Annotated in this window: 17 protein-coding genes; 5 read left to right on the plus strand and 12 right to left on the minus strand. The window is 30.4% G+C overall.

Translation table 11 applies throughout. The annotated features are described in order from the left end of the window. The first annotated feature begins 39 nt into the window (after nt 1-39). From R9X47_RS01700 to R9X47_RS01710, 3 genes are all read left to right on the plus strand, one after another. Entirely contained in the window at nt 40-825 is a 786-nt protein-coding gene (locus tag R9X47_RS01700) for an RNA polymerase sigma factor (RefSeq protein ID WP_432664960.1), read from the plus strand. A gap of 126 nt (nt 826-951) precedes the next feature. Continuing rightward, entirely contained in the window at nt 952-1395 is a 444-nt protein-coding gene (locus R9X47_RS01705) for a DUF3795 domain-containing protein (RefSeq protein WP_432664961.1), read from the plus strand. 33 nt (nt 1396-1428) lie between these two features. Continuing rightward, a complete protein-coding gene (locus R9X47_RS01710; protein ID WP_432664962.1) occupies nt 1429-1764 on the plus strand; it encodes a cupin domain-containing protein in 336 nt (111 codons plus the stop codon). A gap of 166 nt (nt 1765-1930) precedes the next feature. On the opposite strand, the gene R9X47_RS01715 is transcribed toward R9X47_RS01710, so the two are convergent. The 3 genes from R9X47_RS01715 to R9X47_RS01725 all read right to left on the minus strand — a co-directional run bounded on the left by R9X47_RS01715 (nt 1931) and on the right by R9X47_RS01725 (nt 4507). Continuing rightward, entirely contained in the window at nt 1931-3112 is a 1182-nt protein-coding gene (locus tag R9X47_RS01715) for a leucine-rich repeat domain-containing protein (protein WP_432664963.1), read from the minus strand. Between the two features lie 69 nt (nt 3113-3181). Next, nucleotides 3182-3751, minus strand: a complete 570-nt coding sequence (locus R9X47_RS01720; RefSeq protein WP_432664964.1) for a hypothetical protein — start codon at nt 3749-3751, stop codon at nt 3182-3184. Nucleotides 3752-3781: 30 nt separating this feature from the next. Next, nucleotides 3782-4507 carry a PIG-L family deacetylase gene (locus R9X47_RS01725; RefSeq protein WP_432664965.1) on the minus strand — a complete coding sequence of 242 codons (726 nt, stop codon included), beginning with the start codon at nt 4505-4507 and terminating at the stop codon, nt 3782-3784. A gap of 244 nt (nt 4508-4751) precedes the next feature. Here R9X47_RS01725 and R9X47_RS01730 point away from each other — a divergent pair, with 244 nt between their 5' ends. Together R9X47_RS01730 and R9X47_RS01735 are read left to right on the plus strand one after the other, a co-directional pair. After that, nucleotides 4752-5306: a hypothetical protein gene (locus R9X47_RS01730; protein ID WP_432664966.1), complete on the plus strand. Its 555-nt coding sequence runs from the start codon at nt 4752-4754 to the stop codon at nt 5304-5306. A gap of 454 nt (nt 5307-5760) precedes the next feature. Next, entirely contained in the window at nt 5761-6000 is a 240-nt protein-coding gene (locus R9X47_RS01735) for an ATP F0F1 synthase subunit C (protein ID WP_432667570.1), read from the plus strand. A gap of 86 nt (nt 6001-6086) precedes the next feature. Here the strand turns inward: R9X47_RS01735 and R9X47_RS01740 are convergent, their stop codons facing one another. The 9 genes from R9X47_RS01740 to R9X47_RS01780 form a co-directional block, all read right to left on the minus strand. Beyond that, nucleotides 6087-6812, minus strand: a complete 726-nt coding sequence (locus R9X47_RS01740) for a hypothetical protein (protein ID WP_432664967.1) — start codon at nt 6810-6812, stop codon at nt 6087-6089. Between the two features lie 49 nt (nt 6813-6861). Next, a complete protein-coding gene (locus R9X47_RS01745; RefSeq protein WP_432664968.1) occupies nt 6862-7995 on the minus strand; it encodes a tyrosine-type recombinase/integrase in 1134 nt (377 codons plus the stop codon). Nucleotides 7996-8567: 572 nt separating this feature from the next. Beyond that, nucleotides 8568-9707: a hypothetical protein gene (locus tag R9X47_RS01750; protein ID WP_432664969.1), complete on the minus strand. Its 1140-nt coding sequence runs from the start codon at nt 9705-9707 to the stop codon at nt 8568-8570. A 108-nt stretch (nt 9708-9815) separates the two neighbouring features. Continuing rightward, complete coding sequence (locus tag R9X47_RS01755; protein WP_432664970.1) at nt 9816-10361, minus strand: flavodoxin family protein; 546 nt, start codon at nt 10359-10361, stop codon at nt 9816-9818. 131 nt (nt 10362-10492) lie between these two features. Then, on the minus strand, nt 10493-10843 hold the full coding sequence (locus R9X47_RS01760) for an ArsR/SmtB family transcription factor (protein WP_432664971.1): 351 nt from the start codon (nt 10841-10843) through the stop codon (nt 10493-10495). A 165-nt stretch (nt 10844-11008) separates the two neighbouring features. Continuing rightward, a complete protein-coding gene (locus R9X47_RS01765) occupies nt 11009-12100 on the minus strand; it encodes a GerAB/ArcD/ProY family transporter (RefSeq protein WP_432664972.1) in 1092 nt (363 codons plus the stop codon). Between the two features lie 180 nt (nt 12101-12280). Continuing rightward, nucleotides 12281-12853, minus strand: a complete 573-nt coding sequence (locus R9X47_RS01770; protein WP_432664973.1) for a hypothetical protein — start codon at nt 12851-12853, stop codon at nt 12281-12283. Between the two features lie 531 nt (nt 12854-13384). Beyond that, entirely contained in the window at nt 13385-15001 is a 1617-nt protein-coding gene (locus R9X47_RS01775; protein WP_432664974.1) for a S8 family serine peptidase, read from the minus strand. A gap of 12 nt (nt 15002-15013) precedes the next feature. Then, a complete protein-coding gene (locus R9X47_RS01780) occupies nt 15014-15292 on the minus strand; it encodes a peptide maturation system acyl carrier-related protein (RefSeq protein ID WP_432664975.1) in 279 nt (92 codons plus the stop codon). Nucleotides 15293-15308: the final 16 nt, after the last annotated feature.

Here is a 15308-nt window from a genome sequence, read left to right on the forward strand (position 1 = left end):
AATGAATACACTAAATTATTTAGTTTTGGAGGTTATAATATGAACTTTGATCAACTATTTAGTAAATATTCTTCTTATATATATAACTACGCATTAAAACTTTCATGTGATCCCAGTGTAGCAGAAGATATATCCCAAGAAACCTTTTTAAAGGCTTGGAAAAACAAAGGTCAGCTGAAAAACGAAGAAGCAATAAAATATTGGCTTCGTAAGATCTGCTTAAACACGTTTTTAATGAAACTCAGAAAAGAAAAGGGAAAAATTGATCTTTCATATGATGAATTAACAAGCCTTGAGCGTGAAGGTAGTGTGTTACAGATTAGCTCTCCTAGCCCATCACCGGAGGATGAAGTAATTGTAGATGAAGCAATAAAGGAAATTCAAAATGGATGTTTTTTAGCTATGGTTCGAAGATTAACGCCTAATCAAAGGATTGCTTTTTCTTTAATAGATATGTTTGGATTGTCAATGGATGAAGTTGCAAATTTACTTGGGCTTTCTAAATCTGCTATAAAGGCACTTCTCCATAGGGCTAGAATGAATTTAGATGATTTTTTTAGTAGACGATGTAACTTAGTTAAAGTAAGTAACCCTTGTAATTGTATAGCGTGGCGTGACTTTGCTAAACATAGAAATGATATTAAAAATAAGGCGCTGAAGAAAAAACTTATATCAAGTTTAGATTACACTAAAGCAAATTATGCTTTTGACCCTGAGATTAGAAAAAAAGTTCAGTATCTTTATAGCAATATGCCGGATAGAAAGCCTAGTCAGGAATGGTATGACAATGTAATTCGTTTAATTGGAGAAATCTACGAAGGCTAATTTAAATTTCTTGTTTTTAATTTTTAAAACTTTCTTTTAAAACGCAACTCTGTCATTTCTTCTGCATCTTAATAATATGTAGGACAATCCTACTTAGATTAATTAATTTTATAAGGAGGAATGAAAATGAGTTATGAAAAAGCAGTAAAAGAATTTGGCCCTTGTGGTATTGACTGCTCAAGATGCGTTGCCTATGAAGATGGTGACATTGTTAGGTTTAGTAAAGATCTTAAAGAGAGGCTAACAAACTTTGAAGGAAAGGCTAAAAGAATGGAAAAGTTTGTCCCTGTATTTAAGGATTATGAAGGATTTTTAAGTATCCTTAATCACTTTTCAGAGGGAACATGTCAAGGCTGTAGGCATGGTGAAGCTTTAAATATGGCTTGTGCTGCTAAGGATTGTCATAAAAAAGAAAAAGTTGATTTCTGTTTTCAGTGTGGAAGTTATCCATGCCCAAATAATAGGTATAACAAAGAGCTCTATAACAAGTGGAAAAGTAATAATGATCAAATGAGAAGTAATGGTGTAGAAACATTTTACACTGAACAAAAGACAAAAACAAGATACTAAGTTTATACTGACATAGAAAAGGAGCTGATATTGATGGCAAAAATATTTCCAGAGGCTATTTTAAATTTACCTGAGGCAGATATTCCTCTAAAGGGATTAAGTACTTATTTATCACAGGGTCCAAATCACCAGATTCTTTTTATGGAGTTTGACGAAGACGTTGATCTACCTGAGCATTCCCATGAAGCCCAGTATGGAATAGTTCTTGAGGGGAAAATTGATCTTATTATTAATGGTGTAAAGAATTTATATTTTAAGGGAGATAGATACTATATACCTGAAGGGGTTAAGCACTCAGGTAAAATCTATGCAGGATATGCAGATATTACTTTTTTTAATGAAAGGGATAGATACAAGGCAAAGGATTAGATTAAAGATTATAATTGACCTGATGCATATGAAACTGCTTTATGTGCAAAGTAAATAGTTATTAAATGACCGATTTCTTAATCAGTGAAGTCGGCCATTTATCTTTATATTGTAAATCAAATAGCTAAGATGATGATATTAACATCAGTAAAGAACATACTTTTTGCTAATCTGTATCTATTTCAAAATCCTTGTGAATTAAATTATCATAATATTTTTCAACAGGGCTATAGTCTGTTATATTGTTATCTGATAGGTACAATTCTTCCAAATTTATTAGATTCCCTAAAGGTTCGATATTAGTAATTTGATTATCGCTTATTGCTAATTTCTTAAGTCCACTTAAGTAACGCAATGAGTTTATATTTTCTATGTTGTTGTCCCAGAGAAATAATTCTTCTAAGTTGCGTAAATTACCTAGGAAATTAATCTTATTAATCTGATTACTGCCTAAGTCTAATACTCTTATATGTCGTAAATTTTTTAATGGATCAGTGTCCTCTATTTTATTACCCCATAGATGTAGTTGTTCAAGATTAGACATCTTTTCTAAAGGCGTAATGTCAACAATCCTATTTCCGTCTAGATATAGTTCTTTTAAATTTTTTAGATCTCTTATGGCGCTTATATCAGTAATATCATTTGAGCTTAAGCTTAGATTATTTAAGTTCTGTAATTTTTCTAGTGGCGTTATATTTTCAATCTGATTATCCCAAATAGTTAACTCTTCTAATTCTGTAAGATCCTTTAGATTACTAATATCTTCAATTTGATTTAAGGGTAAGTAGAGAGTTTTTAGGCTCGTCAAATACTGGATTCCACCTAAAGTACTTATATTCCTTTCTTTGGCCTTTAAATCAGTAATACCAGCAACATCTTTTTTATAAATATTACCAAGAGGTTTACTAATTTTTTCTCTTACTACAGATTCTAAATTCGGATCTGAAAAAGTAATTTTTTCACCTAGGTTGTCACTAACTACTGTATAGAAATCCATAGTTACTTTCTCCTCTAACAGATTGCTAGAAAGTGATTTAATATTTGCTTCAATATGAAGTGTATATTTCTCATCATGTAAGAAATCACTTATAGGAATAACGAGAATGGTTTTAGAATCTTTACTATCTGATAATATCAGTTCACAATCATGCTTACTACCAGTTGAATCAAGTACATAGATATTATTCTCATTTATAGTGTTTTCATCAAGAACCATATTGAACTTTATTGTCCATTCTTTGCTTAACGGAACATTATACTTTGTTGGAAATTCAGTTCCTGCATATGATGAATACTCGGTAAAGAGAAATAGTACAATAGCTAGTAAAACTATAAATCGTTTTTTCATAAAAAAGTTCCCCCTTCTTTCAATATCTCTAATACCTCATGCCCAATTGATTAGTAAATCTAACTGTTGCTATTTATATCTAATTGAATCTAAATTTTTAGATATAATCTCATCGAACTTGTTTTGATATTTCCGACTGCTAGCTCTTTGATTAAAATAATCATAGTAAATTACACCAGTATAGTCATCTAGCTGATCAGCGGAATTTAATAGATTTATGATATGTTCCTTTTCGTAGTTCTCAATGTCATCCAATATATATATCATTGTTTCATTAATTTTTTTTAGGTCGGAGATTGCTGTTTTTCTTAAATCTTCTCCCTCTATAATCTCTTCATAGATGTCATACTCATTTATCACATCAGAGAGTATATTAGAAATACCCCTTATATCATGATTTATATGAGCATACCATATAATTAAGTCCATCTCTGAATTATATATTTCAAAGTCCTCTTTATTTATCTCCTCCTGTTCAAGAACATAAGCTAAATCCTCTGTACTTTCTTCTATCAATTGTATAGTATTCAAAGAGTTCCATCCTATATTATGTTTAAGCTTCAAATTTTTATTATAGTTAAAAGCTAGTATAGCTATAACTGCCAAGACGATTGCTATCTTTACTTTTCTATTTTTCATTAACTGTACTCCTTTCCATGGTCCATACTTCTATTCAACTAGTGTATAGCTTTCAAAAACAGCTATTTTTCGAATTACTTCAAGTGGCATTTTATAGTAGTTTCCATTTGTGTCAGGAAACTGGCTTTTATAGATTTCTAAGAGCTTTAGTTTTATGTACAGCTCCTCCTCTCCTAACTTTACAAGTGACGTTACTTTGTCATCAGCAATTGAAAAACATTTTAAGATTTTTCTTTTAAACTCCTCAGGGAAAGTGAATTTTTCTAACTCCTCGTCAATAATAGATCTTGGATGAAGAGTAAGATGATAAAGCTTCTTATCTTGATCAGTATATAATCTTTTGAAAGTTTTTGCTGTTATGTTTGAGATTGCTTTATGATCCGGGTGACCATTTCCACCATTCCTATCAAACGTAATCACCATATCTGGATTTTTCTCATTAAAAATTGAACTGAGCCTATTAATTGCATTATCAACTTGCCAGCTATTTCCTTTACTGTCTTCTAACTCTAAGAATTCTAATGATGTTATCCCTAATAGCTCACAGGATTGCTTAAGTTCTTTTGTTCTTATTTGCTTTTTTTCTGAAGCAGATGGATTTTTAAAATCATTTATTCTACCTGCTTCTCCCCTTGTTGCACATACCAAGTGGGTTTTTAATCCTCTATTATGAGCCCTTATTAAAAGTCCTGCAGTTGCAAACTCATCATCAGGATGGGCAAGCACTACTAGAATGGAAGTTTCATTTTTAATCATTATGGTAATCTCCTTTTGCCTATTAATTTTCTAGTATACAGTGAGTCGCTGGTTTATTTGACCAATGATCGAGTTAGGGTAATTTCTGCTTTTACAAAATTTTATATACTTAATAATTCTATAATTACTATAAATTTCCTCTGCACACCTGAAAACTTTTTTATATTTAAGTATAAGCTTGTAACAATTTATTTATAGTTTGAATATCATATAGCGAACAAGAGAGGAGTGATAGAATAAAGTTATGGCTGTTATATCTAAAAAATGCTTAAAAGGTCTTGCTGTTCTTGGTGCAGGAATTTCGATGTTAATAGGAATTGGTGTTAGTGAAGGAATAGGTGTTGCTACTGGTCTTGCTATTGATGCTATTGCTAGAAATCCAGAACTAACTGAAAATATAATCGAAGGCTTGTTACTTGGCATCTTCATCACTCTAATACCGTTTTGGGCCGCTCTTCTAGTCGCATTGTGTCTCTTACTTATTACCAAAAGATTGATTTGTACTGACTTGACTATGATTCGTGAGTTGGCAGCTTTAGGTGCAGGAATCGCAGTACTAGGTGGCATTGGTGCCGGTTTAGGAATAGGTACATCAGTAGGTGCTGCTCTAGAAGCTTTTGCAAGAAATCCAGATGCCCTTGATGAAATAATCCAAGCATTTCTTATAGGAAGTTTTTTTATATTCATACCTGCAGTAGTAGCATTCATCATTGCTATATATCTTCTTGGAATTGCAAAGAAAAAGTGTTGTATAGTTAATAAATGCTATAGCAAAACGAAGAGATATGATAATTTTTAAAGATAGAAACCATTGGATCCTAGATTCAATGGTTTCTTTAATTACTATCCCAAATGATTGCCACTGACTTGTTTTTATGTTCCCTTATTAGAATATGTGGGTCTATTTCTATTTCCGAAATGTAGGCTTGTAACACATAGTTCCTATTTGAATATGATGTATCGAAAAAATAGAAAGGAGGTGAAGATAATATATGTTAAAAAAATACTTGAAAGGCTTTTCTGCTCTTAGTGCTGGGATTACAATGCTAATAGGAATTGGTGTTTCCAAAGGAATTGGTACGGCTACTGGATTTGCTGTTGAAGGTGTAGCGAGACAACCAGAGGCAAAAGGAAAGATAGTTGATGCATTGATAGAAGGTAACCTCACTGCATTGTTGCCTTTTATTGCAGCTTTTATAGTTGCAGTCGCTCTTGTATTTATAGCAAGAAAGGTTATTTCCTCCGATTCAGTATTGAGTTGTGAGTTAACAACCCTTGGTGCAGGAATTGCATCATTAGGAGGTATTGGCGCCGGCTTAGGCATAGGCACTGCTACCGGTTACGCTGTTGAAGGTATCGCCAGACAGCCAGAAGCTTCGGAAATAATTATGGAAGTCCTCTTTATAGGAAATCTTTTTGCATTGATTCCTGTAATAGGAGCATTTATAGTATCTATATATCTAATACACACTGTAAGAAGGAAAAGTGTGTAGGTTATAATAGTATCATAGTTTGCCAAATGTATTATATAGATTCATGCAAAAAGCCATTGAAACTACTTTCAAAGGCTTTTTGTAAATTAGTTGAAATAACTCTTTGGCTGACTTCCACTCTTTAGTTTTCCTTTAAATACATATTTAAGATATATCTTATTTCCTATCCTTTCAAAGAAGCCTAGGTACTCCTCTCCGGTTTTGTTATCTCTTACGTATTCCTCCCATGCAGTTCCATGACTCATCCTTAATGTAAGATTAACTATAGTCTCCTCTGTTTTCTTAGTATGTGAAGACCAGTAATGATCGAACTTATCTTCTGACTCATAGGCTAGCCACTCTTTATCCCTTATTTCTATCCCCTTTTCCATCAATATAAAGGTTCGAAACATTAGATGGGTCGTATCGTTATCGTATTCTCTTATTTTCTCTTGTATAGAAGAGTCTTTATCAAAAACCTTCATATACTCAATGTCTTGAAATCTTAACCTTTGTAGATTGATTTCTCTAGAAAAGAAAATATTATCTAGTGATATTGGTGGGACAATAAAGTTTATTAGAACAAAGGTTATTAAAGAAAACATTAGAGTTAATTTTTTAATTGATTTATTTTTCTTGGACTTTTTACTTACTATGATAAAGCTAATAATAATACCTAAGGGTAGTGTATAAACATGCACCTTAAAGACTAATAGCGTACTTAGGTAAAATAATATTATTTTCATCAAAAAATAGTTTTCTTCTCCTCTTTCTCGTGTATAGATTGATATGATCAATAATAGAAAAATCACTAAAATAAATATATAAATCAAGGGCTGCACTCCTTTCGTATCACAGAATATCTAATTGCTAGCGAGATTCTTAATCATAGTTTATTGCAGCTGCAATTTCTTTCTTGAACTTTTCATCTTCCTTTAGATATCTTTGCGTAGTGTTAGGAGAGCTGTGATCAAGGTTCTTTTGCACCTTATATATATTTCCGGTAATTTCAATGGCCTTCGTTGCAAAGGTTGCTCTTAGTTTATGTGGCGAAAGCTTTGGATTTCCTGATACCTTAACGGCATATTTTTTTACAATTCTTCGTATTTGTCTAATACTTAATCTTCGTTTTTCTCTAGTGCTAATGAATAGAGCATCTGAGTCTTCTAAAACTATAGTTTCAGCTGATCTCTCTGTTTCTATGTAGTCCTGTAATGCTCTTTTTGTATGCTTAGTAAAATACATGTTTCTTTTCTTATTTCTTTTTCTATAGATCTCAAAATAGTCTTTGTCAAAATATAGAGAAGATGTATTTAAGTGATAAAGCTCGTGTATTCTTAAACCATGATAAACAAACATACTTATAATTGCTAAATCTCTATTTTTAGTTTTACTATGATTTTCCTTCTCTTTTCTACTGAGTTCTACTACATTATCGTAGATAGTTGTTTTACCATGCTCCACTAGCTCGAGCATAGCTTTTACTTCCTCATCGGTTAATGCTATGACTGGAGGGAGATCAGGAGTAATTACCTTCCTAAGCTTTTCTGTTTCATTTCTTTCTATATAGTTATTCTTATATAACCATGTAAAAAATCCTCTTATACAGGAACCCTTAAAGAATATAGTTCTAAGACTATTGCTAAACAGAACCTTTTCTCCTTTACTATTCATTTCCGTATAGCTACCACATGAGTCAAGATATTGTTGTATGTCATTGGCCTCGATATTATTGAGATCATTTTTATTGATACTTTGTATATCCGACCTAATTATGATTCTCTCTTTAATGAGCCATTCTAAAATTTTAATGATTTCTCTAGTATATTTTAAGGCAGTATTTATGTTTACACTTCTAGCGGTTTCATTTATATAAAGGAAGTTCATATACCTCACCAGAATTGGAGGTGAGGATAATTTTAAAGCCTCAAGCTTTTCTCTGAGAATTTCTCTTTCTATTAAGATGTTAGTAGGTATATCACTACGGACTTTATCCGACACTACTATTTTCGACATTAAAAATCCCCCTTTCAAAAAAAAGACCGAATATTTTGCGTTTTAAGCGACTTTTTTCGACTCCTGTATACCATTGGTACTCTAAAAATAAAAAGCTATAAAATACGACATTTTGCCTTGTTTTCGACAAAACCTCTCTAAATGTAGATTTCTTAATTTAAATAGCCCAGATTTTTCTACAAATGATATCAAAAAATAAAAATTGTCATATTTTATATTTTTTTTAGTTATTAGAGTAGAGTAAAGAGCTGAAATAATGTTAAAAAATTATCAGAGTTTACAGTTCAATTTCATTAAATATATGAAAATGTGTTGGTTATCATCTACGTAGTTTTCTTAAAGCTTTGATATACCAGAATTACACAGCTTTTGCTCCCACTCTCTCCTATATACTATAATAACATATAACTAGTCCTACAATCTACATTTACGGACTAGTTAATTTTTATATATCTTTTAGGTTAATATTTTTTTCTACCTCAGAGAGATTTACGGAGATATGTATAAAAAAAGAAAACGAGGACTACTTTAAAAGAAGTCCTCATTTTTTTACTATATTAAATTTACATTGATTACTTTAAACCCTTTATTTCAACTAACCATCGCCTTACATGATAGTTACTTATTCTACCTAATGATTTAGAAGCTCTTTTCTTTACTTCTTTTAAATCTGTATTGTATATACCTAATTGATGGACTTCCTTTTTAATAAAGTAAAAAAGCTCTTCTGCTTCCTTGCTTGTTATATTACTTGTACCTAACTTATCTAGTAGTCCTATACCTTCTTCTAAGTCTGACGAAGCTACTCTATTACAAAGTCTAGATTTCTTCTTATCATTTCTCATTGTATTCTTTGCTGGAATTGAATTGGCAAAACTATTTCTTTCACCATAATTGCTACTTTTTAGTATTTTCTTCAAACTTATATTATTTTCTTCTTGAGCGCTTAGTGGTAATCTTAGTCGGATTTTTTGCTCGACAATATCAGAGACCCTTATGTCTTTAATATCTTCTAGTTTATGTATATAATCACCGTTTTTAAGACGTATCATTAATTGATACTTATCATCTTTATTTATAACAGTATTAATAAATTTCTTTTGGTCTGCCGATAATTTTTCTTCGATTTCTTTTAGTCCATCCATAAGTTCATTATTATGATGTTCTTCTATAAGTTGCTTAGTCTTTGATTCCTGACGTTGTGAAAGGGGTAAGTCTAAGTCAATTTGAGCTTTGTATGTAGCTAGGAGAGATGGTTCATTTAAGTATTTTTTATGTTCAGATGCTAATCCCTTACTGTGCCTATCTAATATATCGTCCAGCTCACTATTTACTTTATAAAAGCCTCGAATTATATCATTAACAAGATCTCCGTTTAATTTAGTATAGTTTTTTAAACACTCTTGTCCTAATTTTAAAGTTATATCCTTATTATTATTTTTTAATATGTATTGTCTTCTGAGGGATTTTCCACAAACACATTTATATGGTCGTTGCTTGTAACCTCCATCTAATACATCTACTAAAATCCAATCATCTAACTTATTTTGCAATGTTTCTTCGTTCATATCATCCGTAATTGTTATACCCTTCAATTTGGCTAATTTCTCTACCCATATATTACATTTTAGTTGTTTTATATTTTCTTCTAGGAATTTTCTTTGCTCTAAGCTTAGGCGCTGAAGAATATTAGTTCTTTCTCTCTCATTCAATGTTATCTCCCCTTAAAAACGATTAATATATACTACAATTATTATAACATTTAGGGCTATAACATAAAAAGGCCGATAAAGCATTCTCATACCTTATCGGCTATGTAATTATAATTCTTTACCTAAGTCATAAACTTCTTTGAGGGCTTTTTCATTTTTAGAAGTTGGATAATCTGCTGTACTTACTCCATACTTTTGAATAAATTCAATTCCTGCATAGTCTGTTATATTCTTCATTATATTTACTAGATTTATTGCTCCTGAGGATACTTCGTCTTCGCCTCCATAGGTAGTTAGTAGTACGATTTTTTTGCCTCTCCATGCTTGAGAATCAAGGGCATACATCCTATCAATGAAAGATTTTAATTGAGCCGTCATGCTAAAAAAATATATTGGTGTAGCAAAGACAATTACTTCTGAGGCCTCAATATCTCCATACATTTCATTCATATCATCTTGTATTATGCAACCATCAATTTTGCCGCTTTTACAGGCATCGCAGCCTCTACACCCGCTTGTTTTCTTGTCTTGAAGAAATATGTTTTTGATTTCAATATCACTATGATTTTCTTTTATTCCCTTTAGGTATTCTTCTAGCAGAACTCCTGTATTTCCATTTTTATTCGGACTCCCTAATACTGATAATATTTTCAACTTCTACTCCTCCTTTTATTTTTTTATGATTAAATGTAGAATGAAAACCAATTTAAATGCAATTTTCTCATTTGAATCTTGTGCATATATGCGCTTGTATGCATATGTTTCTAAAAAAAATAATTTTTGATCTAATACTTGCAACTATTCATTATATTTCTTAATTTTTTTGCTGTTGCTTCAAATTTTTCAACGATATTCCAGCCAGAAACTTCATAGATAGTATATCTAGACTCTTTCTTCTTACTTAAAATGCCCTGCTTATGCATTATATCCAAATGTCTAGAAATTACAGATCTATCTTGTGGGAAATTTTCTGCAATTTCTCCTATACTCTTTGGACCATAAACAGCTAGATACTTTAATAGTTCACTTCTAATTGGTTCGAACAGAGCTTTGAAAAATTCAAAGTCAAATAGTTCTTCAACTTCTTTTTCACATTCTTCATAATTAATGTTCATTTCATCATTTTTCTTATCCATTTAATCACCTTATGCTTATTATATATGCATTATCATACACATGTCAATGATTTTTTTCTTTAAAGTTGACTACTCATATACACAAATCCAATGTGTCTATTAATGTTTGAGCGAAATTCTACTTACTTTTTTATATACACTTAAGCATCGCTATCCAATTATACTTTATTCCTTTACATTTTTTATTTGCCTGTTTTTTATTTCAACAGCAATAAGCATAATAATAGGCAAGATTACTTGAAAAGGAAAAGCATAGTAATTATATGTGTTAAAAGTCCATTCAGTCATCTCCATTGTACTTTCGAATATAATAGTTGACAATATAATAGATAAAAAACCAATTGGTGTTACAATAAACTTATAGTCACTAAAATTGAATATACTACTTAATCCCTTACAGCAGGCCAGTAGGCATACGCTTATCTTTACAAAACCACCAATTAAAAGAGCCATTGCTACAACAGCCTCTATCCTCTCAATATTACCAACCTCTATTCTCGCAACTGTAGCATATGTCGGAAAGTAAGAAGTAGAATAACTATATTGTCCTAAAACCATCATCTCTGAAACAGCAGCTGCAAAAACTGCTATTCCTCCTAAAAGCAGACCTAAAATATACACCTTGTAACAAGAGCTTCTACTCTTCAATGAATCAAATAGACTCATAAACACAATAGTTTCTGCAAAAGGAAAAGTAAAGGTTGAAAATGACGATTTTATTATAGGTTTCAATCCATTAGATAAGAATGGTTTCAAATTACTTATATTCATAACAGGAATTTTTAAATATATCGAAATGACTTCTATTCCAATTAGAACTAATACAAATATACTCACCCATCGACCTAGTACTTCTATACCTTCTTTAACAATCCAAACTATTAGAGTCATAAATAGTATCTTAATTAAAATATCTGGTGTACGATTTAATCCAAGTTTAGTAGTAAATTCTGCGAAGTGTCTTAATACTAATGATGCTAGGTGAAAGAAATACCATATATAGAGTAAACAAATTCCTTTGCCAATGGTATCACCAAAAATATTCTGGATAGTCTCAAATATATTTTTTTTAGGGTAGTAGGAAAGTAGCCTCCCGAAGATCAAAATTGCAAGAAATGAAAATATTAAAGCTATAATTATAGATAACCATATATCTTGCTTTGCACCTGCCCCGGTACCTAAAGCAAAAGTACTTCCCCCCATAAATAAAATTATAATACTTATCCCTTGCCTATCTGAAATATTTTCTTTGTGCACTTTTGCCCCTCCGAAACGTCCTATTATCTGAGCTACCTATTATAATATTATTATCTAAATTATATGTAATTATTAAACCATACTCTCATTTGGCTTTTTAAACTCAGTAGCTTGGTATGTAGTCTCATTAAATTTTCTTTTAATAGTTCTCGTTAGGTAATCGCGGCAAAATCTCATAAATTAAATATCATCTATTAAAATATACATTCTGTATATTATGTATCTCTTTTTATCGTTCGATTTATCTAAGAGATTGCTTTTATAGTTAACTAGATTTTTCTTTAAACCCTCTGGCCCTTCTTTTCTTTGTAATTCCCATAAGAGGTAATTAATTACTCTATCAATTAGATCGCTATCATTCTTAGATAATTGTGTAATAAATTCATTAAACCCATCTTCCTTCAGCCTCTTATTTAGAATTTCACCATAATATTGCCTAAATTCATGATTATGATATGGTTTTGACATTAGAAATATCTGTTGTAATGAGCCCTGAGGGTTAAATGTTTTCATATCTGTTTTAATCACTTCGTCAACCAAATCCTCTTTAGATAATTGACTCACTCTATAATTTTCTCTATAAGTTTCAAATTTCAGTTTGATGTTGTCCCGCTCTTCTTTTACAATTTGTAGTTCCTGCTTTAGTGAGATTACTTGTGATGAAAGTCTTCTGGTTTTATCATCATTTGAATTTCCACATGCGGTGCTAAATAGTGTTGCAGATATAAAGACAATGATAAAAACTTTTTTCATTATATCACTCCCTCACAGATCACTGGAAAATATAACGCATTTCAGTTACCCTACATTTCAATCCCTTTACCAATAATCTTCTCTAGTTGATTAATAATTCTGCCTAGTCCAATGAAGAAAGCACCTATAAAAGTAAAAAATAATATAGTATCAAATATGAAATGTTTCTTAATATTATACCATATTTTGGTATAGCTGTAATTGATAGCATCTCTCATATTAAGATAGGGAAAATTAAAAGGCCGCTTACGTGACCTTATTTACTATTGAGATAACTTAAATTTGATTAATTAGTTCTTTCTCATTTCATCCTTTTCTTTAGCTGATGTCATAGCGGTATAACTTTTCTACATTAAAATATTCTCAATTGTATACTTTCAATACAATTTTACTGCAAAAAAAGACTGATTTAGAAACTCTCTAAAATCAGTTTTTAACGAAACTATGGAAAACAGAAAACTAATCTAAATGTCACGAGTAAAATCATTCATTCGCTCTCTACATATATAATATATTTACTTTTTTTCTGATTCACAGCAATTTTGATAATATTTCCTTGTAAATTCTATTTACATAATCTGAACTATAAAAATTGATTGCTTTTTTATTATTATCTATTAGATCACTGGATACAAAAAATAACTTCTTATTGTATTTATCACAGTAAAGCCTAAACTTTTCATATTCCTTATATTTGTCTATCACGATTAAAATATCACTATCTAGATTTACTACTTTTTCAATAATACTTTTTTCTTCATTATCATTACTATTTAAGGTAACTCCATATATGGCTAAATCACAATTATAAAAATTAATCGTATTACTTATCTCATAATATAATTTACTTTTACTTGCTGATTTTAGCTCATTTAGTAAAATATATCCATAAAATACACCATAAATAGAATTTGTAAGTCCAATTGCATTATATCCATCATTCATGAAAGATTGAATTAATCTGTACATTGTATAATACATCTTTTCGCCAGAGGGATCATAGATTGAAATTAATGTTCTTTCAATATTTGAATTTGAGAGAATAGCGTCTTTCTTAACTATATCAATGTAATTTGAGCTTCTGTATCTATTTAATGCATCTCCTAATTGAATTGGATGCACTCTCTTTCCAATAACTAGAATATTCTTTTTGAATGTAGAAATATACTGTAGTTCTTCTTCTAATATTCCGTAATAGTCAGTTAAATCTATCTCGTTAACATCGACAATAATTGTATCAATAACACTCAGTTTTTTTAAATTCGAATCCAAGTAGCAAATTATCTCTTGAAAAAAAGTCTCTATCTTGTTACTACAATTTATATCAATTACTTCTTTTACATTAAATGTGTAGCTTTCTGACAAATAGTGTTTCTTTTTCATATCAAAAATCACAGCATTTTTAATCCATTCAAGATTGTAATAGAGCTCATAAAAATATGTACCTGGTAAATGATTCCTTGACTCTTTCCATAATTTTTCTTTTGCTTTTCTTAAAGTTATATATGGTAATACACTCAGTAAATTGACTATTTTAGCTGTAATTAATGGTGCAGCATAGCTATTGCATTTTTTAGTCTTCTTTTTTTCTCCAAGATAATTTACTAAAGTATGGGTTGAATCTGCTGTTATTTCAATGGTATCCTTTGGCTCAAGATTATAAAAAAACTCGCCTTCCATCAGATTATTCAATGTATCACATCTTACCCCGATTACATTATGAAATGATGCTGGATAGGTTATAATATCTTCATTTTTATTTGCTGCAATAATAATTATTCCTTTGCTATGGGCTAAGTCAACTATTGATTTTAACTCTCTCTTATCATTATAAGATACTGTTCCAATACTTAGGTTGATTATGGGGATATTTTTTTCTATGCACCATTCCAGTGCCTTTATTAACTTATATTTATTGCTTCGCCCATTATTATTAATTATTTTAATACTGCTAAGTATTACTTTCTTACAGTATTTTTCTACTATAGCAGCACAAACTGTCCCATGACTTTTTTTGTAGGGGTTATAGTTTTCTCTTTTCATGATTTTAAGGTCATCAGTAATTTCTATATTGTATTTTAACGGCTTTAAATTATAATATTTTTCATTTATTCCATCATCGATTAAAGCAACATGTATAAAATCCATATTTCATATCCTTTAGTCAATCACTGATTTAATTATCGATAGAATACTGTTATAACTAGAAAAACTACCATCTGCTAAACAGTTCTGCGGAATAGTTATATTAAATTCATTTTCTATGTCATCTAAAATGTATAGCATGTCCCTGGGTGCTAGTCTAAATTTTCTACCTAGCAAATGTTCATTTAGAACGCTTTTGTCTAGTTTATCTAAGTCGATTTTCACATGATTTTCTAATATAGCTTTTAATTTATTATCTATATCTTTTTTAGCAATTTCATTATTCTTAATCATATCGATATAACTCCTC

It is taken from the genome of Wukongibacter baidiensis (assembly GCF_050888315.1).
GTDB lineage: Bacteria > Bacillota > Clostridia > Peptostreptococcales > Caminicellaceae > Wukongibacter > Wukongibacter baidiensis.